A 21266-nucleotide genomic window follows, 5' to 3' on the forward strand; every position below is an offset into this window, starting at 1 on the left:
TTCAATGGCCTCTCGAAATAAGCTGGCTGTAAAGCGCGGCGTAGAGACCGGCGCTTTTTTCCCAGGAAACATCGGATTTCATTCCGAGCTTCTGCATTTGTGTCCATAGTTTCGGGTCGTGGTAATAACGGACGGTCCGACGGATCGCCTGTTTGAGACCGTCCAGCGTGACAGGGGAAAACTGCACGCCGGTCGCCGCCTTGCTGGCGACCGCGGCATGGTTGGCGTCGATTACGGTGTCGTTGAGGCCACCGGTGCGGGCGACGACCGGAATGCAGCCGTAACGCAGCGCGTAAAGCTGGGTAAGCCCGCAGGGCTCGAAGCGCGAGGGAATGATGATCGCATCGCAGCCCGCCTGCATGAGATGCGACAGGGGTTCGTTATAACCCACAGCCACGCCGACACGGCCATGGTGGCGGGATGCCGCCGCCAGAAGCGCGCCCTCCAGCGCCACATCGCCAGCTCCCAGAACCACGAGACGCCCACCGAGGGAAACGATCTCGTCCACGGCTTCCGCCATGAGGTCGATGCCTTTTTGCCAGGTCAGGCGGGAAATGACACAGAAAAGCGGGCTGTCATCCTCATCGATACGGAAATGCTCGGCGACCGCCTTCTTGTTCAATGCGCGGTTCTTCAGGTTGGCGGCGGAATAATTGTCATGGATCAGATGGTCGGTGGCCGGGTTCCAGACATCGGCATCGATGCCGTTGACGATGCCGTGCAGCACATGGGAACGACTGCCGATCACCCCTTCCAGCCCCATGCCGAATTCCGGGGTCAGAATTTCCTCCGCATAAGAGGGGCTGACGGTGCTGAGCGCCGTCGCCGTCTGCAGGCCGCCTTTGAGGAAACTCACATCGTTGTAATATTCGATACCTTCCATGCCGAAAGCATGGGCGGGCAATTCGAGCTTGCTGAAGATATTGGCGCCGAACTGACCCTGAAAGGCGATATTGTGAATGGTAAGGAGGCTTGGAATTTCCGGTGTCTCGGCATAACGCATATAGACCGGTGTCATCGCCGCCTGCCAGTCATGGGCATGCACCATATCCGGCCGCCAGCCGGGAAGGGCTCCGGCGCCGATGCGCGCCGCCGCCAGCGACAACGCCGCAAAACGCTTCCAGTTATCAGGATAGTCCTTGCCCGTCTGGCCGAGATAGGGGCCGCCGGAACGCTCGTAATAGGCGGGCGCATCGAGAATGAGGAGGTCGAGCCCCTCATGCCGCACTTCGAGCACGTCGGCCTTTTCGCCGAGCAGATCGGAAAATTCCAGACATTTGACGGGGTCGGTCACGGCGGCTTTCACCGCCGGATAGCCGGGTATCAAGGTTCGCGTTTTGACGCCATAGGCTTCGAGCGCAATGGGGAGCGCGCCGGCAACGTCGGCGAGCCCTCCGGTCTTGATCAGGGGATAAATTTCGGATGAAACCGAAAGGACATTCATGGGCTCTACAGGTCCAGCTTGTCGATCATCGATTGGGTGATAAGGCAAATGCCGTTTTCAGTGCGGCGGAAACGTTTGGCATCCAGTTCTGGGTCTTCTCCTACAATCAGTCCTTCCGGAATGACCACGCCATGATCGATGACGACATTGCTCAGCTGGGCATGACGTCCGATCTTCACACTCGGCAGTACTACGGCATTCTCAAGGCGGGAGTATGAATTGGCGCGCACGCCCGTGAACAGAAGGCTGCGGTTGAGAGCGGCACCGGAAATGATGCAGTCGCCGGAGACGACCGAAGACACGGCCGAACCGCGTCGGTTCTCATCGTCATGCACGAATTTCGCCGGCGGGGTGATTTCCGCATAGGTCCAGATCGGCCAGGACTTGTCGTAGATGTCTAGGTCCGGCACCACATCGGTCAGGTCGATATTGGCCTGCCAATAGGCATCGATGGTGCCGACATCGCGCCAGTAGGGTCCGTGTTCGAAATCCGAACGCACGCAGGAATCCGCGAAGCGGTGGGCGACTGCTTTGCCGTGCTTGACGATATAGGGAATGATGTCCTTGCCGAAATCGCGGCTGGAGGTCGGGTCGGCGGCGTCGCGGCGCAGAGCTTCCATCAGGAATTTGGTGTGGAAGACGTAGATGCCCATCGAGGCGAGCGCGAAGCCCTCATTGCCGGGAATGCCCGGCGGATCGGCCGGCTTCTCGATGAAATCGATGATCTCGTCTTTTTCGTTCACATGCATCACGCCGAAACCGGTCGCTTCCATGCGCGGCACTTCCAGGCAGCCGATTGTCACGTCAGCGCCGGAATCCACATGCTGCTGCAGCATGTATTCGTAGTCCATTTTGTAGATATGGTCGCCGGCGAGGATGACCATATATTCCGGCGCATAGGGCTCGATGATGTCGATGTTCTGGTAGACGGCGTCGGCCGTGCCTTCATACCATTGCGTTTCGGAAACGCGCTGGGAGGCCGGCAGAATATCGAAGCTTTCGTTACGCTCGGGACGGAAGAAGTCCCAGCCGCGCTGCAGGTGGCGGATAAGCGAGTGCGCCTTGTATTGCGTGGCGACGCCGATGCGGCGAATGCCGGAATTGAGGGCATTGGAGAGCGCAAAATCGATGATACGCGCCTTGCCGCCGAAATAGACGGCGGGTTTGGCCCGGCGGTCCGTCAATTCCTTCAGGCGGCTTCCTCTGCCGCCCGCGAGGACATAGGCCATTGCATCACGCGCCAGTGGCTGAACTCTTTTTTCCGACATGGTGTCCTCCCTCTCTGTCTGTCAGTTTTCCGGCTCGAGCATGATCGTCGCCAAAGGCGGCAGGACCAGCATCGCCCCGATATCTCCGCCGGCATCGACCGCCTGAACGCGTCCGCCATTTCCCTTGCCGCTGCCGCCATAGATTTCGGCATCGGTGTTGAGAATCTCCCGCCACCGCCCGGCCTGGGGCAGCGGCACATAATAGTTTTCCCGGTAAACCGGCGTGAGATTGCAGATGACCGCCACCGGCTTTTCGCCCGGCGCCATGCGCAGCCAGGCGAAGACGGAATTGTCGTGGTCATCGACCACCAGCCAGCGGAAACCTTCCGGCTCGCAGTCGCGGGCGTGCAGGGCGGCTTTCGAACGGTAGGTGAGGTTGAGATCGCGCACGAGGCGGCGCATGCCCTCATGCATCGGATATTGGCGCAGGTTCCAGTCGAGCGATCCCTTTTCGCTCCACTCGCTCCATTGCGCGAATTCCTGCCCCATGAACAGCAGCTTCTTGCCGGGATAACCCCACATGAAAGCGTAATAGGATCGCAGATTGGCGAATTTCTGCCAGTCGTCGCCGGACATCTTGGCGATCAGCGATCCCTTGCCGTGCACCACCTCGTCATGGGAAAGCGGCAGCACGAAATTTTCTGTGAAAGCGTAAAGCAGGCCGAAGGTCAGTTCCTGATGGTGGAACTTGCGATGCACCGGCTCGCGTGAGAAATAACTCAGCGTGTCGTGCATGAAGCCCATGTTCCACTTGAAGCCGAAACCAAGACCGCCCTCGTGGACGGGCTGGGACACTTTCGGCCAGGAGGTGGATTCCTCGGCGATCGTCATGACGCCTGGATGGGTGCCATAAACGAGCGAATTCATTTTTTGCAGGAAACGGACGGATTCCAGGTTCTCGCGACCGCCATATTCGTTGGGGATCCACTCGCCTTCCTTGCGGGAATAATCGAGATAGAGCATCGAGGCGACCGCATCGACGCGCAGGCCGTCGAGATGGAATTTCTCGGCCCAATAAAGCGCATTGTTGATGAGGTAGGACATGACCTCGACGCGGCCGAAATTATAGATGGCCGTGTTCCAGTCCGGATGAAAACCCTGGCGCGGATCGGCGTGCTCGTAAAGCGCCGTGCCGTCGAACCAGCGCAGGCCATGCTCGTCGGTCGGAAAATGTGCCGGAACCCAGTCGAGAATCACGCCGATACCGACCTTGTGCGCGCCGTTGACGAAACGCGCGAAACCTTCCGGATCGCCGAAGCGGGCGGTCGGGGCATAAAGGCCGGTCGTCTGGTATCCCCAAGAGGGGTCGTAGGGATGCTCGGTGATCGGCAGAAACTCGATATGGGTGAAGCCCATATCGGTGCAATAGGGGATGAGCTGCGCGGCCAGCTCGTCCCAGCTGAGGAAGGTGCCATCCTCGCGGCGCTGCCAGGAGCCGGCATGAACCTCGTAGATGCTGATCGGCTGGCGACGCTGGTCCACCTGCGCCCAATGTTCGCGGTGAGCCTGGTCTTCCCATTTCTGCGTCAGTTCCGGCGCGGTGACGGAGGCGTTTTTCGGCCGCAATTCGCCACGCCGCGCATAGGGGTCGGCCTTCAGCGGTAGAAGCTCGCCATTCGCGCCAAGGATTTCAAACTTATAGGCACAGCCGGCATAGACGTCGGGCGCGAAGATTTCCCAGATGCCGGTATCCTTGCGGAAGCGCATCACATGCCGGCGCCCATCCCAATTGTTGAAGTCGCCGACGACGGAAACGCGCCGGGCATTGGGCGCCCAGACGGCGAAGTGGAAACCTTCCACGCCCTCGAGCTTGAGGGGATGCGCGCCCATCTTGTCGAAGAGCCTCAGATGCGAACCCTCGCGGACGAAATAATCATCCATCGGCCCGAGAACCGGACCGAAGCTGTAAGGGTCCGTCACCGCCCATTCCGCATCGTCACGGCCGGCCCGATAACGCACCGGCTGGCGTGACGTGAGATCGACAGGGCCTTCGAAAAAGCCTTCCGGATCGAGTTGCTTCAGCTCGCCGATGAAATTGCCGTCGAGCGTGAGGACGGACACTTCTTCGGCGCCGGGGATGAAACAGCGCGCGGAAAACCCTTCCGGCGTTTCGTGAACGCCGAGAAGGGCAAAGGGATTGGAATGCAAACCGCTCTTGATCGCCTCGATTTCAGCCTTTGTGACAGCGCCAGTCTTTTTCTCTTCGGCCGAATTGAGCGGTTTTTTCATCAGGCTCTCCAGATGTCGGCGGCATATTGCCGGATCGTCCTGTCGGACGAGAACCAGCCCATGCGTGCCGTGTTGCGGACTGTTTTGGCATACCAGCTATCCGGATTGCTCCAGATGGCATCCACCTCGCGCTGTGCATTGGCATAGGCGTCGAAGTCGCCGGCGACCATGAACCAGTCGCTATTGTAAATACCGTCGATCAGAGCGGAAAAGCGCGAGCGGTCATCGGGAGAGAACACGCCGGACGCGATGGATGACAGCGCCTGCGACAGTTCCGCCGATTGTTCGATGATCGCGCGGGGATTGTGGCCTTCGGCGCGTGCCTTGGCCACTTCTTCCGCCGTCATGCCGAAGATGACGATATTATCGTCACCCACATGTTCGAGCATTTCAACATTGGCGCCATCGAGCGTGCCGATGGTGAGAGCGCCGTTCAGGGCGAACTTCATGTTGCCGGTGCCCGAGGCTTCCATGCCCGCCGTCGAGATCTGTTCGGAAAGATCGGCCGCCGGAACCATGATTTCCGCAAGCGAGACGTTATAGTTCGGAATAAACACCACTTTCAGGAGCCCGCGCACGGCCGGATCATTGTTGATGACCCGGGCAATATCGTTGGCAAGCTTAATGATCAGCTTCGCGTTGTGATAACTCGGCGCCGCCTTGCCTGCGAAGAACTTAACGCGCGGCACCCAATCCAGTTCCGGGTGGGAACGGATCTGGTCGTAAAGGGCCACCGTTTCCACAAGGTTCAGAAGCTGGCGTTTATATTCGTGAATACGCTTGATCTGGATGTCGAACATGGCCGAAGGATCGACACGAATGCCCATGCGCTGCGCCACCGTATTGGCAAGCCGCACCTTGTTCAGACGCTTCACTTCGGCGAATTTCGCACGGAAACCGGCATCGTCGGCGAAACGGTCGAGCGCTGTCAGCTTTTCTGCATCATCGAGGAAATCGTCGCCGATCGCTTCCCTGATCAACCCCGTCAGGCCGGGATTGCACTGCATCAGCCAGCGGCGTGGCGTGATGCCGTTGGTCTTGTTGTTGATGCGGTCGGGATAGAGGCTGTGCAGGTCGGCGAAGACCGTTTCCTTCATCAGCTCGGTATGAAGCGCTGAAACACCGTTGATGGAATGCGAACCGATGAAGGCGAGATTGCCCATGCGCACGCGGCGCTCACCACCCTCGTCGATCAGCGAGATGGAGCGGATCTGCTGATCCGGCATCTTCTTTTCCTTGCGGGCATAGACCAGGGTGTTGGCGTTGATCGCATAGACGATCTGCATGTGCCGCGGCAGCAGCCGTTCCAGCAGAGGCACCGGCCAGCTTTCCAGAGCCTCCGGCAGAAGCGTGTGGTTGGTATAGGAGAAGGTCCCCCGGGTGATCGTCCAGGCCTCGTCGAATTCCAGACCATGCACATCGCACAGAAGACGCATCATTTCGGCAATGGAAATGGCCGGGTGCGTATCATTGAGCTGGATCGAAACCTTCTCGGGCAGCGATGTGAAATCAGGATATTGCTGCAGGTGGCGGCGCAGAATGTCCTGCAATGACGCGGATGAGAAGAAAAACTCCTGCCGCAGGCGCAGTTCCTGGCCTGCCGGCGTCGCATCGGCGGGATAGAGAACCCGCGTCAGACTTTCCGCCTTGTTGCTCTCACGCAATGCGCCGATATGGTCGCCGGCGTTGAAGGCGGCAAGCAGAATGGGGTCGATTGGCTGGGCCGACCACAGGCGCAATGTGTTGACACGCGTGCCGCGCCAGCCGACGACCGGCGTGTCATATGCCATGGCGATCACGCGCTCGGCCGGTTTCCAGACGAAACGCTGCGGATCTTCATAGCCGCCGATGGTCTCCACCGATCCGCCGAAGCCGATTTCATAGGAGCTTTCCCGGCGTTCGAACTCCCAGGGATTGCCGTGCGCCAGCCAGGTCTCGGGCAGTTCCACCTGCCATCCATCCGCCATCTGCTGGCGGAAAAGGCCGTGCACGTAACGGATACCATAGCCATAGGCGGGAATATCGACGGTCGCCATCGATTCCATGAAGCAGGCCGCGAGACGGCCAAGACCGCCATTTCCGAGTGCGGCATCCGGCTCCAGCCCGGCAATGACATCCAGATCGACGCCGAGCGAGGAAAGCGCATCCCGGATTTCGTGCATCAGCCCGATATTGGAGATGGCGTCGCGCATGAGACGGCCGATCAGGAATTCGAGCGACAGGTAATAAACGCGCTTGGAATTGTTCTGATAGGCCTTGCGGGTGGATTCCATCCATTTGTCGATGATGCGGTCGCGGACGACGAGAATGGTTGCGGTCAGCCAGTCATGCGGCTTGGCGACCTTGACGTCCTTGCCGATACGGTAGGTCAGTCGCTCGATGATTTCCGCCGCCATGATTTCCGGATTGGAACTGCGCGGGGCGGGGCGGGGAAGATCGGCGGCGTTGAGATTATTGATCATTGGTCGGTCAGCACCTTGGTGGGAGGAGAGGGTCTGATGAGGTCGATCCGGTTTGCCTTTGCTGATGCCAGTTTATGCATCGATATGGAGGCGTGGCAACAGCAATTTTTCCGGAAAGTTGAACAGCTTAATGTAATGAAAATTAAGACTTTTCCCTCAGCGCCCAAAAGGTCGCCGAAGGCATTGCGCGCTCTTTTTGCGCCGTTCATGAACGGGTTTGCGTGGTCGTTGCGATGCCGGGCATCGTTCAAGAAAGGGAGAGAAGCTGCAACACTATCGAAATGGTTCACCGGTCCTGAAATCTGTTTCGGTCTATCGGATCACACACTAGCCTTCGCGGCTGAGAAAATTCAATGAAAATAAACGGGGTGGCGCCACCGCAGCGCCAGCAAAGGGCGGTTGCGGTGTAAAAACCGGCCTTCATCGCCGTGAAATGCGATTTTTACGCCGGAAAAAATGGTTCCGTCGTCATCTCGCTTGCGCGGATCGTCACCCTGGTATTTGGCGGAACGGCGCACCAGGGGGTGCAATCGAAGGAAAAGGGCTCCGAACTCAGCGCAATGCCTTCATCGAGCCCGCGCCAATAAAGCGTCGGCGGCTTGTCATCGCTGGACCAGCGGAAGGCGTGCAGGCAATCGCCATCCATCAGCACGGCGCTGAATCTCAGCGCCGAGGAAACGCCCGCCATTATCATCTTTTCATGGCAGAGGCGCAGAGCGGTGGAAATGGCGCGGACCGGGTCCACATCGAGGCCGTGGCCGGCGGCGATGAGGAAGATGGCTTCGCTGTCACCGGTGCCGCGCCGGGATGCATAGATATCATCGGGAATGAGGGAATCGACGTCCCGCCTTATCTGCTCATAACCGCCGATCTGGCCGTTGTGCATGAACAGATACCGCCCATGTGAGAAGGGATGGCAATTGGCGCGGGATACTTCGCCTGAGGTGGCTGAGCGAACATGGGCCATGAACATGCCCGAGCGAAGCTGGTGGCAGAGCGCGGCCAGATTGGCGTCGGACCAAGCGGGTCTGGTGTCGCGAAAAACACCAGGGATTCCGCGCTCGCCATACCATCCAAGGCCGCAACCATCGCCATTGACGACGGTCTTTGCTTCCCGCGCGGCCATGGACTGGCTGACCAGCGATGCTTCCGGCTCGATCAGAAGACTGTCGAGCCAGACAGGTTTACCGGAATAGGCAAAGAGGCGGCACATTCATGCGGCCCTGTTCAGGGCCTTGTTTCCGAGCGCGAAGCCGACAGCGGCCTTCGCGTGAATGGCGGTCGAATCGTAACCCGGCAAAGGCAGCGCGTCCGGATCGATCAGCAGGGAAATTTCGGTGCAGCCGAGAATGACGGAATCGACGCCGAGCGCACGGGCTTTCTCGATGACCGACAGATAGCGCTCGCGCGAGCAGGACTTGATCTCGCCCTGGCACAGTTCGCCGAAAATGATGTCGTGGATGGCGGCTCTGTCTTCCACATCGGGCACGACCACGTCGACGCCATGGCGGCGCATGCGGTCGGTGTAGAAGCCGTGTTCCATGGTGTAGCGGGTGGCGAGCAGAAGCGGTTTGCGGCGTCCATCGGCCTTCAGTGCGGCTGCGGTTTCGTCGATGATGTCGATCAGCGCGACGCCCGACATCTTCGCGACGGTTTCTGCAACAAGATGCATGGTGTTGGTGCAGATCAGAACACAATCAGCGCCGGCATTGGCAAGGCGCGCGCCGGCGGCACCCAGAAGCGCACCGGCTTCATCCCAGCGATCAGCTTTTTGAAGGGCGACAACCTCGGAGAAATCGAGCGAATGCATGACGATATCGGCCGAAACCAGTCCACCGCGGCTGTCGCGCACGGCTTCGTTGATCATGCGGTAATAGGTTGCGGTGGATTCCCAGCTCATGCCGCCGATCAGGCCGATCCGTTTCATCAGAGTTCCCTTATCAAGTTGATTGGAAACAAGAATGCCACCTCTGTCGCGAAAATGGCATGCGTTTTTGCACGGAATTCGAGATGGAAACGCAAACAAAGCGCGCCATATTCCAATTAATCGCAAAAAACTTGCGTCATGTTGGGAATGTGTGCATCCTTGACGGATGATTGATGATCGTGACCGCCGAATCCTTGCGATTCTTCAGGAAAATGCAGAAACGCCGCTCGCCGATATAGCCGACGAGGTGTCGCTGTCGCTTTCCGCCTGCTCGCGCCGCATCACGCGGCTACGTGCGGAAGGATATGTGACGGGCACGATGGCATTGCTCGACAGGCGGAAAATCAATCTGCCGACGACGGTTTTCCTGCTCGTGAGAACCGGGCTGCATGCGGAGGATTGGCTGGACCGGTTCCATGCCGCCGTCAGCACCATACCGGAGATCGTCGAAGTTCACCGGTTGACCGGGAATTTCGATTATATTCTGAAGCTCGTGCTGCCGAATGTCGAATATTACGACACGATCTACAAACAGATCCTGCGCCGCGTCGAGCTTTACGACATGTCCGCCTATATCTCCATGGAAACGGTGAAGCTGTCGTCTTCCCTGCCGACGACACATATCTGATGGGGCGTTAGCGTTTCAGCGCGCCGCCTCGAAGCGGAAACCGAAGCGGAAATTCCGCGTCTCACCCGGCTGAAGGGTGAGCGCAGCGGCAAGTCCAGGCTGGTTGAAGGCGTTGGTCGGTGTTTCAACGGGTTCCAGGGCGATCGATCTTCGTCGGTCGCGGGCAAGCGTATCGCCGGTGAAGACATGCATGTGGCCACGCTCCTGCCAGATTGTCAGGCTCGATCCGTCCTGCCGATTCCCCAGCCGCGTTTCATAAAGCCCGTTTTCGGATGCGATGAGATCGGTAAAGCAGGCATCGAGCACGTAGCCCGCAAGCGGTGCGGGGGAAAGAAACGTCGCATCGTCGCGCTTGAGAAGCCCGCTTTGCTGGTCCAGCAGCGGTATCAAATGTTCGTCGGTTTCGATTGCGGTCTGCGAGGGGAGTGTCAGTTCGAGATCGTCGATGGACGCTGTGCCGGGCAGACGGAAATAAGGGTGCCAGCCGGCGGCGAAGGGCAGCGGCCGGTCGTCGCCATTGATGCCGCGTATGTCGACGGTGACGTCATGGCCGGCAAACCGGTATTCCACCTCGAGGGCGAGATGATAGGGATAACCCTTGAAATCGCCGGGCGATATTTCCGCGCGGAACACCAGCACATGCGTGCCGTTCTCCTCGAAAGATCGGTTGAGGATGAAGGGCAGGGCTCTGGCGAAACCGTGGAAGACAAGGTTTTCGTGGGCAAGCACCGGCTCTATACGGTGCATCTCTCCACCGAAACTGAACTTGCCGTCCGGAATACGATTGGTGAAAGGGGCGAGAATGCCGTTTCTCACGCCACTTTGCGATTGCAACTCCGCAGGTGTCAAATAGCCGTCGATAAGGTTTTCAGATTCGCTGCCATCGGCAAGCCGCGGCTGCCAGCTCAGAAGAGTTGCACCCTCGTAAGCGATCTCGGCGGTGAAGCCATTTCCGGAAATGGTAACACCGGCAATCCCCGTGCCTGTCTCGGAGGTGGTCATCGGGAAATTGTCCTTTGCATGCATGCTTTCTGCGGCCACCGGGGCTGTTGCCCCGCCGATTCGCCCGATCATCTTCGCTGCGGAGACATTTCGCAATGGCCGGACCGCGCAGATACATGACCTCCGCACGCAGTTCGACAGTTCCCGTCGCGGAAGTCAGTCCGTGAAGGTGCGTTTCGCGCCGCTGAAAAATTCCATCAGCGCGGCCTGGTCCTCACCGCCCAGTCCCGCCGCCGTGAGCATGCGGTGCACCTCGGCGCAAACCGCCGTCAGGGGCATGGCCGTGTTGGTGCGCCTGGCGAGATCCTGCGCACCGTTCAGGTCTTTGACCATGTTGTCGATGCGGCCGGTGCGGCGGTAATCCTTCGCGACGTAACGCGGCATGTATTCCTGGAGGATCGCGCTATCCGCCCTGCCGCCTTTCAGCGCCTGCGGAATTTTGGCGGCATCGACCCCCGCATCCAGCGCAAGCTGCGTCGCTTCCGCTACGGCCAGGAAGTTCAGCCCGCAGAGAACCTGATTGATGAGTTTCGTCGTCTGCCCGGCGCCGCTGGGGCCCATATGGGTATAGTTGCTGGCGACATGTTGCAGCACGCGGTGGGCGTCTGCCACATCCGCCTCAGTGCCGCCTGCCATCAGCGTCAATTGGCCAACAAGCGCCTTGGGCGCGCCACCCGAAAGTGGGCTGTCCACCCAGCGCAGGCCCTTTTCAGCAGCATCGGTCGCCAGTTCCTTCGTCGCCTCCGGATCGATGGAGGACATGTCGATGATCAGTGTGCCGGGCCTTGCTCCGGCCGCCACGCCATCCTTGCCGAACACGGCGGCGCGGACGATTTTCGGCGAGTTGAGGCTGAGGATCACGACATCGGAAACCGAAGCCGCCTGCGCCGCCGTTCCGGCGCTGTGTGCGCCGAGGCTGGTCAGCGCCGCCACCTTCTCCGCATCCAGATCGAAAACCGTCAGGTGATGGCCGGTCTCGATCAACCGCGTGCCGATCGCCCCGCCCATGGCGCCGGCGCCGATGAGGGCGACTTTGTTCTTGTCGGTCATGGTGCTCACGGTCTCCTCCCAAAGCGTCGTGGTATTGTCGGCCCGATCCGGCTGGCGGTTTCAGTGCGCCAGCCGGACAGGAGGTTTTAAAGCGAGGCGGTGATGCCGCCATCGACGTAGAGAATATGTCCGTTCACGAAGGACGAGGCATCGGACGACAGGAAAATGCAGGCGCCGACAAGCTCTTCGACCTTGCCCCAGCGGCCGGCCGGCGTGCGCTTCTCAAGCCATGCCGAAAAGGTTTCGTCGGCGACGAGGGCTGCGTTGAGCGGCGTGTCGAAGTAACCCGGCGCAATGGCGTTGCATTGCAGGCCGTATTTGGCCCAGTCGGTCGCCATGCCCTTCGTCAGATTGCCGACAGCGCCCTTGGTGGCGGTGTAGGGCGCGATGCCGGGGCGGGCAAGAGCGGTCTGGACGCTGGCGATGTTGATGATCTTGCCGCGGCCGCGGCTGATCATATGACGTGCGGCAGCCTGACCGGCATGGAAAACCGAGGCGATGTTGGTCTGCAACAGGCGCTCGAAGGCATCCGCCGGAAAATCCTCAAGCGGTGTGCGGTGTTGCATGCCGGCATTGTTGACGAGAATATCGATGGGGCCGACATCCGCCTCGAAACCGTCGATGGCCTTGCGCACCGCTTCATGATCGGTGGCGTCGAAGGCGAGCGTCCTGGCGCCCTTGATGCCTGCTGCAGCCGCTTTCAGCTTCGCCTCGTCGCGGCCGTTCAGAACCACTTCAGCCCCTGCTTCCGCCAGCCCTTGCGCCAGCGCGAAACCGATGCCCTGGGACGAACCCGTGATCAGGGCGCGGCGGCCGGAAAGATCGAACAAATTAAGGCCCACTGTTTCCTCCAGTCTCTCGACATTGCATTCATGCAGGTTTATGTTATCGATAACATTCATCCCTTTAAGACGTGGATGTCAAGGCTTAAACGCCCGGTTTCGGTACGGATCGGGCGGGCGGACAGGTCGCGCGGCGCATAAAACTGCGGCTGGCGGCAGGATCGGGATGCGGACTATTTTGTCACGCCGCTCAAGGCGCGATGTCGAAAAGGAGATATTTATGAGAGCGATCGTCGCCCATGGGGCAAAGGATGTACGCATCGAGCAGCGGCCGGAGGAGGCGCCGGGAGCGGGAGAAGTGCGGCTTCGTCTGGTCCGGGGCGGAATTTGCGGCAGCGATCTTCACTACTACAATCATGGCGGTTTCGGCGCGGTGCGGCTTCGCGAGCCCATGGTGCTGGGGCACGAGGTCTCCGCCATCGTCGAGGAGTTGGGTGAAGGTGTCGAAGGCCTGAAGGTCGGCGGTCTGGTCGCGGTTTCGCCATCACGCCCGTGCAGGACCTGCCGTTTTTGCCAGGAAGGCCTGCACAACCAGTGCCTCAACATGCGTTTTTATGGCAGCGCCATGCCGTTCCCGCATATTCAGGGCGCTTTTCGGGAGGTTCTCGTCGCGGATGCCCTGCAATGCGTTCCGGCCGACGGGCTGAGCGCGGGTGAGGCGGCCATGGCCGAACCGCTGGCGGTAACGCTGCACGCCACGCGCCGCGCCGGGGATCTGCTTGGGAAACGTGTGCTGGTGACCGGCTGCGGTCCCATCGGCATTCTGTCGATTCTGGCCGCGCGCCGCGCGGGTGCGGCTGAAATCGTTGCGACCGATCTTTCGGATTTCACGCTCGCCAAGGCGCGGGAAGCGGGCGCGGACCGCGTCATCAACAGCAAGGATGAGCCGGATGCGCTCGCCGCTTATGGCGCGAACAAGGGCACCTTCGACGTTCTTTATGAATGCTCGGGTGCCGCTGTTGCGCTTGCGGGCGGCATTGCGGCGCTCCGGCCTCGCGGCATCATCGTCCAGCTAGGTCTTGGTGGCGATATGAACCTGCCGATGATGGCGATTACTGCCAAGGAACTCGATCTGCGCGGTTCCTTCCGTTTCCATGAGGAATTCGCGACCGGCGTGGAACTGATGCGCAAGGGCCTGATCGACGTCAAGCCGTTCATCACCCAGACGGTGGATCTCGATGACGCCATCTCGGCCTTTGAATTTGCCTCCGACCGCAGCCGTGCCATGAAGGTCCAGATTGCCTTTTCATAAGCGCTGTCTCGCACGCAAGCGTTCCGACGTTCTGATCGGTGGCGGATTATTCCGCCGCCGGTTTTTTATGCGGGCTTCTTGACCACGACAACCTGTCGGCGATGTTATCGGTATCATCACCCAGTTCAAGGACCAGACGGGTCGCTCGATCTTCCCTCGCTGACGCCATCTCCGCCGGTTTGCACATTTTGACGCAGGTCAAAAAGGTGATTTGCCGTCCGGTATTTTTTGCGTTATCGAAATTTCAGAAATTACTGAAAATACAGGAAGTGAGGAAATGCCGGCTAATCTTTCTCCGCTTGTTCAGTCCTTCGTGCTGCATTTCGGCGAGATGGGCAGCCGCTGGGGCATCAACCGCACAGTCGGGCAAGTCTATGCTTTGCTTTACATTTCGCCGCAGCCGCTCTGCGCGGACGACATTGTCGAGGCGCTCGGCATTTCCCGCTCCAATGTGTCGATGAGCCTGAAAGAGCTTCAGGCGTGGAACCTTGCAATTCTCAAGCATTTCCCCGGCGACCGGCGCGATTTCTTCACGACACCGGAGGATGTCTGGCAAATTCTGCGCACCCTCGCCGAGGAGCGCAAGAAACGTGAGATCGATCCGACGCTCAGCATGCTCCGTGAAATTCTGATGGAGACGCCCGAGAATGAAGACGAGCGGCACGCGCAAAAGCGCATCGATGAGATGAAAACGCTGATCGAGCAGCTCACCGGCTGGTATGACGATGTGAAGCGGCTGGAAACGGAGCGACTGGCTTCGTTATTGGCGCTCGGCTCGAAAGTCACGAAACTGTTGGAGGCCAAAGACAAGATCGTCTCTCTTGCAAGACCCCGTGGCACAAAGGGCAAGTGAGGAGATCGGCCTTGGAGATGTCCGTACAAACGCGACAATCGGCAAGTGGTGACGGCGTTGACTGTCCTGCGCCTGAAACCGTTTCGCCCGATGTGGTGCGCCGGCGCTTCTTCGGTGCTGCCGCCGGGAAATCCTCTGACGGCGGAGCGGTGAAAAAGGCAAAAGCGCCGGCGGTGGGAAGATCCATCGCCCTGCTGCATGTGGTGCCGGCCCTGCTCTGGTTGCCGCAGGCGGGTTTGCTTGCCTTTTCGGTCGGAAAAATCGCCGAAGGCGCACCGATGACGGCGATCCTGCCGGCGGCTGTCGCTGTTCTCATTCTCGGTCTGATCAAGGCATTTCTGGAAAGACTTGCGGCGAGACTTTCGTTTCGCGCCGCGCGTGCCGCCCTTTCTCGGCAGCGGCTGGAAGCACTTCATGCCGTAGCGCAGGTGTCGCCACTCGATCTGTCGCGCACGGCATCCGGGGAGGCGGCAGGTGTTGTCGCCGAGACGGCAGAAGCGCTGGTGCCTTATCTTTCCCGTTTCCAGCCGGCGCGGATGAAAGCCACCATCGTTCCCCTGGTTTTCGTGCTGGCAATCCTGCCATTCACCTGGATTGCGGCGCTGGTGCTGCTGCTCTCCATGCCGACCATCCCGCTTTTCGTGGCGCTGATCGGCTGGCAGGCGAAGGCTGCCAGTGAAAAGCAGCTGGCCGAGACCGGCAACATGAATGCTTTCCTGCTCGATCGCCTGCGCGGCCTCGAAACGATCCGCGCACTGGAAGCCGTCGATCTGACCGCTGGACGCCTGCGCACAGATGCGGAAAACCTCAAGAAGCGGACGATGGCGGTGCTGCGGATCGCCTTTCTCTCCTCGGCCGTGCTGGAGCTCTTCGCCGCCCTCGGCGTTGCCATGACCGCCGTCTATATCGGTTTCCATCTGCTCGGTTTTCTGAATTTCGGCGCGTGGGGCGAGAAGCTGACGCTTGCCGAAGGACTGTTCATCCTGCTTCTGGCCCCGGCCTTTTTCGAGCCGCTGCGGGAATTGTCCGCCGTCTGGCACGACCGTGCAGCCGGAGAGGCGGCACTTGGCGCGCTTGGCACATTGATGCAGCGTGACACAACCATCGTGGGTGAGGGCAAGGACGTCGCATCCGCCCCATGCCCGCTGCCCGGCTTGGTGGAGCTGGACGATCTCTCCTTCGCCTATCCGAATTCTCCGCCTGTCATTCGAAATCTCAACCTTACGGTTCAGCAGGGCGAGAGAGTTGCGATTCTCGGGTCTTCCGGTTGTGGTAAATCCACTGTACTCTCCTTGATTGCCGGGTTGGCCGAGGCTGGCAGCGGCACAATAAGGATCGGCGGTGTGACGCTCGATCACACGACTGCCGATGGACTACGCAACACAATCGGCTGGGTCAGCCAGAAGCCGTTCTTTTTTGCCGGTTCACTGAAGGCGAATATTCGCTTTGGTCGTGCCGGTGTCAGCGAGGGCATGGTGGAAGAGACGCTGCGTCGCACCGGGCTGGATGCATTATCAGAAGCACGCCGACACCTGCCGATAGGAGACGGCGGTTATGGCGTTTCGGGCGGGGAGGCGGTGCGGCTCGCCATTGCGCGCGCCTTCGCCGATCCGGCAACACAGCTTGTTCTGGTCGACGAGCCGACGGCGCATCTCGACCGGGAGACGGCTGCGCTTGTCACCGAAAACCTGCTGCAACTCGCAAAAGGCAGGACATTGATCGTCGCGACGCATGATCCCGTACTCGCCGCACGCATGGACAGGATCGTGGATATGACGGCGATCCATTCGAGGGGGCAGTCATGATCGCGCGTTTTGCCATATTGAAACCTGTCATTGCCCTCTTCTGGTCGGCGCGTCGCGGCATGCTGCTGGCCGGTGCGGTTCTGGCGGCGACCACGGTATTGGCGGGCATCGGCCTTCTCGGTGTCTCCGGCTGGTTCATCACCGCAACGGCGATTGCCGGTCTGGTTCCGGCAGCTGCCTATGCATTTGATGTCTTTGCCCCGTCCGCGGCCATCCGCCTCTTGGCGCTGTCGCGCACCGCCGCCCGATATGGCGAACGCATGACCACCCATGAGGCAACGCTCTCCGTGCTGGCAGCGCTTCGCGAAAAGCTGTTTCGCGGCTTTGCCGCACCGCAGGCGGCGAAACATCTGGAGGCGCGGCCTGCCCGCCTGCTGAACCGGCTGACGGCGGATATCGATGCGCTGGATTCGCTTTATCTGCGCGTGCTGGTTCCCGCTGCCGTCGCAGTCCTTGCCGCAATCGCAACAGGCATCGGGCTCGCCTTCCTCAATCCGCTTGCGGGCGTTCTGGCGGCCCTCTTCCTCATTGCGGCGGGGCTCGGCATTGCAGTGCGCTCGGCCTTGCGGGCGGAAAAATTCTCGCGCCGCCGGGCAATCGGGCTTGAAGCGCTTCGCGCCCGCACGGCGGATCTCGTCAATGGACAGGCGGAGTTGCTGACGACGTCCCGGCTTTCGGCGCAGGTTGCGGCAGTGGAGCGCGCCGACGACTATCTGCTCGCCTGCGATGACCGCCTGAACCGGATCGAAACGAATGCCGGTTTTTCCTTCGGCATGTCAGCGGCGGTTCTTTTGAGTGCGGCTCTCCTCGGCATGGCCTGGCTTGCGGAACAGGGAACGGTGACTGCGCCGGCTGCGGCCCTCGGCCTGCTCGTCTGCTTCGCTGCGCTGGAGCCTTTCACGGCGCTGCGCCGCGGTGCAATGGAACTCGGGCGCACGCTCTTTTCGGCAAGACGCATCGCGCCGCGTCTTTCCGCCGAGGCAGTCGCCAACTGTCCGTGCTTGCCTGCAGAGGGCATGGCGGCCGAGCTTCATGGCGTGCGGCTGGAGCGCGACGGGAACGAAAATCCGGTTCTGACGAATATCAACCTTGCAATCGCCGCCGGAGAGACGGTGGCGATTATCGGGCCGAGCGGTGCGGGCAAGACCAGCCTCATCCAGCTTCTGGCGGGCGAATTGCAGCCGGCGGCGGGTATGGTCAGCGCTTTGCCATGTTCACTCATGACGCAGAGAAGCCAGCTTTTCCGAGACAGCATCGCCGACAATCTGAGGCTGGCGAAACCGGCCGCGACCGAGCGTGAGCTTTGGGATGCCCTGCAATCGGCAGGCCTTGGCGAGCACGTCAAAACCTTGGCGGCAGGGCTGGATACGCGGCTCGGCGAGGCTGGGCAGGGCCTCTCCGGCGGCCAGTCGCGGCGGCTTGCACTTGCCCGTTTCCTGCTGCGCGACAAACCGCTCTGGCTTCTCGACGAGGTGACGGAAGGGCTGGACGGCGAGACCGCCCGCGACGTGCTGGGCCGGCTGTTTGCCAGGGCAAAAGGAAAGACTGTCGTGATGATCACCCATAATCGCCGCGAGGCGGAATTTGCCGATCGCATCATCGTGCTGAAAGAGGGGCGCCAACTTGATCAATGTCAAAGCGGCACCCCGGAATACGACGTAATGCTGCAAACATTGCGTCCGGACTGAGTGATTTTTTCAGGGCCGGCGCCGTCTCGTAACAGAAGGCCGGCCTTTCCTGAAAGGTGGGGTAAAAACATGGAACTCGACATCGTGGCGCTATCGCGCCTGCAATTCGCGGTTACCGCTTTATATCACTTTCTATTCGTTCCCCTGACGATCGGACTATCGGTTGTGATCGCCATCATGGAAACGGTCTATGTCATGACCGGCCGCGTGGTCTGGCGGCAGATGACGAAATTCTGGGGCACATTGTTCGGCATCAATTTCGTGCTGGGCGTTTCCACCGGCATCGTCATGGAATTCCAGTTCGGCATGAACTGGAGTTATTACAGCCACTATGTCGGCGATATCTTCGGTGCGCCGCTGGCGATCGAAGGAATGATGGCCTTCTTTCTGGAAGCCACCTTTGTCGGGTTGTTCTTTTTCGGCTGGGACAAGCTGTCGAAACTCGGCCATCTCATCGCAACATGGTGTGTGGCGATCGGCTCGAACTTTTCGGCCCTTTGGATATTGATCGCCAATGGGTGGATGCAGAACCCGGCGGGATCGGCTTTCAACCCGCAGACCATGCGCATGGAAGTGACCGACTTCTTCGAGGTCCTGTTCAACCCCGTCGCACAGGCGAAATTCGTCCACACGGTTTCAGCGGGTTATGTCACCGCTTCCATTTTCGTACTTGGCGTTTCGGCATGGTATGTCCTCAAGGGACGCCATCTCGACCTCGCCAAGCGGTCGATGACAGTTGCCGCCTCCTTCGGTCTGGCCTCGGCGCTGTCGGTCGTCGTGCTTGGTGATGAAAGCGGTTATCTTTCGACCGAACACCAGAAAATGAAGCTCGCCTCGATCGAGGCCATGTGGGAAACGGAACCGGCTCCGGCCCCCTTTACGGCAATAGGTTTCCCCGATCAGGAGGCGCGCGAGACGCATTTTGCCGTGAAAATCCCGTGGGTGATGGGCCTTATCGGCACCCGCTCGCTCGACACGGAAATCCCCGGCATCAACGATCTGGTGGAACTGGCAAAGACCCGCATCCGCGATGGCATCAAGGCCTATGATGCGCTGATGCAGATACGCGCCACCGGCAAGGGCGCGGAACTGCCGGAAGAGGTGCGCGGCACCTTTGCGGAACTCGGCCACGAGCTTGGTTACGCCCTGCTGCTGAAACGTTATGTCGATGATCCGCGTCAGGCGACCGAGGAGCAGATCGCCAAGGCGGCCGCCGATACGGTCCCGCATGTGCCGACGCTGTTCTGGGCGTTCCGCATCATGGTCGGTCTCGGCATGTTCTTCATCGTGCTGACGGCGACCTTCTTTTATCTCTCGGCCCGGCGCCGGCTGGATCACTATCCGTTCTTGCTGAAGGTGGCCGTCTTCGCCATTCCGCTGCCGTGGATCGCGGCTGAAATGGGCTGGGTGGTCGCGGAATTCGGTCGCCAGCCATGGATCATCGAGGGCGTGTTGCCGACTGCCGCCGCCGTCTCCAGCCTCAGCGCCTCGACGGTTCTGATTACGCTTCTGTGTTTCATCGCCATCTACACGGTGCTTTTCATCGTCGAAATGGGGCTGATGCTGAAGGCGATCCGCAAGGGGCCCGATCCGGATCACGAGCCGGAAGCGCCGCTCGTTCCCGAAAAACTCGTCGCTGCGGAGTAAACGATCATGATATTGCATCAACTCATCGACTACGAAGTCCTCCGCGTCATCTGGTGGCTGCTGCTTGGCGTGGTGCTGATTGGTTTTGCCGTCACCGGCGGTTTCGATCTGGGTACGGGCGCGCTGCTGCCTTTCGTCGCGAAAACGGATCTCGAGCGGCGTGTCGTCATCAATTCCATCGGCCCGGTCTGGGAAGGCAATCAGGTCTGGCTCATCCTTGGCGGCGGCGCCATCTTCGCCGCCTGGCCGCCGCTCTATGCGGTGTCGTTTTCAGGTTTTTACCTGGCGATGTTCGCCACCCTGTTTGCGCTGATCCTGCGGCCGGTCGGTTTTAAATACCGCTCCAAGCGCGAGAGCACGACATGGCGCAGCACCTGGGATTGGGCGCTGTTTATCGGCGGCTTCGTTCCCGCGCTGATCTTCGGTGTGGCGATTGGCAATGTGCTGCAGGGCGTACCCTTCCGCTTCAACGATGACTTGAGGATTTTCTATGACGGCACGACGCTGTTCGAACTTCTTAACCCTTACGCCATCCTCTGCGGCCTCGTTTCCGTTGCCATGCTGGTGATGCATGGCGCGGCCTGGCTGGTGCTGAAGACTGAAGGTCCGGTTGCGGCCCGCGCCCGCAGTTTCGGCAGCATTGCCGCACTTGCCACCACCGTTCTTTTTGCTCTTGGCGGCGTCCTGTTGTGGCTTGGTGTCGACGGGTATCGCTTCACCTCGGAAGTCGTGACCGACGGTCCGTCCAATCCGCTATCGAAGACGGTCGAGGTCGCAAGCGGCGTCTGGTTTGCGAATTATGCGGCCCATCCGTGGATGATGCTGGCGCCGGTACTCGGTCTTGCTTTCCCGCTCGTCGCCTTCCTGTTGTTCAGGGTCGGGCGTGAGGTGCTGGCGCTGCTTTCCAGTTCGGTTGCCATTTTCGGCATCATCTCGACGGTCGGGCTGGCGATGTTTCCCTTCATCCTGCCGTCCTCAATCGATCCGAAATCGAGCCTGACGGTCTGGGACGCATCCTCGAGCCATATGACGCTGTTCATCATGCTGGTCGTCGCCCTCATCTTCATCCCCATCATCGTCGCTTACACCTCCTGGGTCTATCGCGTGCTGTGGGGCAAGGTGGATGAAAAGGCGATCCGCGACGACAGCGGCCACGCCTATTAATATCA

17 protein-coding genes are annotated in these 21266 nt (G+C 60.1%); 8 read left to right on the plus strand and 9 right to left on the minus strand.

Annotation, left to right across the window (positions count from 1 at the left end; all coding sequences use genetic code 11):
• Nucleotide 1 precedes the first annotated feature (1 nt).
• From glgA to JZY08_RS22045, 4 genes are read right to left on the minus strand one after another with little or no spacing between them, the layout of a single operon-like run.
• Nucleotides 2-1444, minus strand: coding sequence for a glycogen synthase GlgA (glgA, locus tag JZY08_RS22030; protein ID WP_216331709.1), 1443 nt, complete (start codon nucleotides 1442-1444; stop codon nucleotides 2-4).
• Between the two features lie 5 nt (nucleotides 1445-1449).
• Complete coding sequence (gene glgC, locus JZY08_RS22035; RefSeq protein WP_035223690.1) at nucleotides 1450-2712, minus strand: glucose-1-phosphate adenylyltransferase; 1263 nt, start codon at nucleotides 2710-2712, stop codon at nucleotides 1450-1452.
• 21 nt (nucleotides 2713-2733) lie between these two features.
• A complete protein-coding gene (gene glgB, locus JZY08_RS22040) occupies nucleotides 2734-4941 on the minus strand; it encodes a 1,4-alpha-glucan branching protein GlgB (RefSeq protein WP_216331710.1) in 2208 nt (735 codons plus the stop codon).
• A complete protein-coding gene (locus JZY08_RS22045; RefSeq protein ID WP_035223687.1) occupies nucleotides 4941-7403 on the minus strand; it encodes a glycogen/starch/alpha-glucan phosphorylase in 2463 nt (820 codons plus the stop codon). Before JZY08_RS22045 ends, glgB begins: the two co-directional genes overlap by 1 nt.
• A 36-nt stretch (nucleotides 7404-7439) precedes the next feature.
• On the opposite strand from JZY08_RS22045, the gene JZY08_RS22050 reads away from it, so the two are divergent.
• Entirely contained in the window at nucleotides 7440-7760 is a 321-nt protein-coding gene (locus JZY08_RS22050; RefSeq protein ID WP_216331711.1) for a hypothetical protein, read from the plus strand.
• Between the two features lie 85 nt (nucleotides 7761-7845).
• Here the strand turns inward: JZY08_RS22050 and JZY08_RS22055 are convergent, their stop codons facing one another.
• Both JZY08_RS22055 and JZY08_RS22060 read right to left on the minus strand, forming a co-directional pair.
• Nucleotides 7846-8616, minus strand: a complete 771-nt coding sequence (locus tag JZY08_RS22055) for a class II glutamine amidotransferase (RefSeq protein WP_003498386.1) — start codon at nucleotides 8614-8616, stop codon at nucleotides 7846-7848.
• On the minus strand, nucleotides 8617-9330 hold the full coding sequence (locus tag JZY08_RS22060) for an aspartate/glutamate racemase family protein (RefSeq protein ID WP_003498387.1): 714 nt from the start codon (nucleotides 9328-9330) through the stop codon (nucleotides 8617-8619).
• A 166-nt stretch (nucleotides 9331-9496) separates the two neighbouring features.
• Between JZY08_RS22060 and JZY08_RS22065 the strand changes: the two genes are divergently transcribed.
• Complete coding sequence (locus JZY08_RS22065) at nucleotides 9497-9958, plus strand: Lrp/AsnC family transcriptional regulator (RefSeq protein ID WP_003498392.1); 462 nt, start codon at nucleotides 9497-9499, stop codon at nucleotides 9956-9958.
• 15 nt (nucleotides 9959-9973) lie between these two features.
• On the opposite strand, the gene JZY08_RS22070 is transcribed toward JZY08_RS22065, so the two are convergent.
• The 3 genes from JZY08_RS22070 to JZY08_RS22080 all read right to left on the minus strand — a co-directional run bounded on the left by JZY08_RS22070 (nucleotide 9974) and on the right by JZY08_RS22080 (nucleotide 12852).
• Complete coding sequence (locus JZY08_RS22070; RefSeq protein WP_137039414.1) at nucleotides 9974-10960, minus strand: aldose 1-epimerase; 987 nt, start codon at nucleotides 10958-10960, stop codon at nucleotides 9974-9976.
• 156 nt (nucleotides 10961-11116) lie between these two features.
• A complete protein-coding gene (locus JZY08_RS22075; protein WP_216333495.1) occupies nucleotides 11117-12010 on the minus strand; it encodes an NAD(P)-dependent oxidoreductase in 894 nt (297 codons plus the stop codon).
• Nucleotides 12011-12096: 86 nt separating this feature from the next.
• Nucleotides 12097-12852 carry an SDR family oxidoreductase gene (locus JZY08_RS22080; protein ID WP_082186004.1) on the minus strand — a complete coding sequence of 252 codons (756 nt, stop codon included), beginning with the start codon at nucleotides 12850-12852 and terminating at the stop codon, nucleotides 12097-12099.
• A 220-nt stretch (nucleotides 12853-13072) separates the two neighbouring features.
• Here JZY08_RS22080 and JZY08_RS22085 point away from each other — a divergent pair, with 220 nt between their 5' ends.
• From JZY08_RS22085 to cydB, 6 genes are all read left to right on the plus strand, one after another.
• Nucleotides 13073-14104, plus strand: coding sequence for an L-idonate 5-dehydrogenase (locus JZY08_RS22085; RefSeq protein WP_216331712.1), 1032 nt, complete (start codon nucleotides 13073-13075; stop codon nucleotides 14102-14104).
• Nucleotides 14105-14381: 277 nt separating this feature from the next.
• The gene (locus tag JZY08_RS22090; protein WP_216331713.1) at nucleotides 14382-14957 is read left to right on the plus strand and encodes a GbsR/MarR family transcriptional regulator; all 576 of its coding nucleotides are present in this window, start codon (nucleotides 14382-14384) and stop codon (nucleotides 14955-14957) included.
• A gap of 17 nt (nucleotides 14958-14974) precedes the next feature.
• Nucleotides 14975-16762, plus strand: a complete 1788-nt coding sequence (cydD, locus tag JZY08_RS22095; RefSeq protein ID WP_216331714.1) for a thiol reductant ABC exporter subunit CydD — start codon at nucleotides 14975-14977, stop codon at nucleotides 16760-16762.
• A complete protein-coding gene (cydC, locus tag JZY08_RS22100; protein ID WP_216331715.1) occupies nucleotides 16759-18450 on the plus strand; it encodes a thiol reductant ABC exporter subunit CydC in 1692 nt (563 codons plus the stop codon). Before cydD ends, cydC begins: the two co-directional genes overlap by 4 nt.
• A 69-nt stretch (nucleotides 18451-18519) precedes the next feature.
• Nucleotides 18520-20097 carry a cytochrome ubiquinol oxidase subunit I gene (locus tag JZY08_RS22105; protein ID WP_082185101.1) on the plus strand — a complete coding sequence of 526 codons (1578 nt, stop codon included), beginning with the start codon at nucleotides 18520-18522 and terminating at the stop codon, nucleotides 20095-20097.
• A 6-nt stretch (nucleotides 20098-20103) separates the two neighbouring features.
• Complete coding sequence (gene cydB / locus JZY08_RS22110) at nucleotides 20104-21261, plus strand: cytochrome d ubiquinol oxidase subunit II (protein ID WP_216331716.1); 1158 nt, start codon at nucleotides 20104-20106, stop codon at nucleotides 21259-21261.
• Nucleotides 21262-21266: the final 5 nt, after the last annotated feature.

Origin of the sequence: Rhizobium sp. X9, assembly GCF_018873185.1 — a bacterium.
GTDB classification, from domain to species: domain Bacteria; phylum Pseudomonadota; class Alphaproteobacteria; order Rhizobiales; family Rhizobiaceae; genus Agrobacterium; species Agrobacterium oryzihabitans.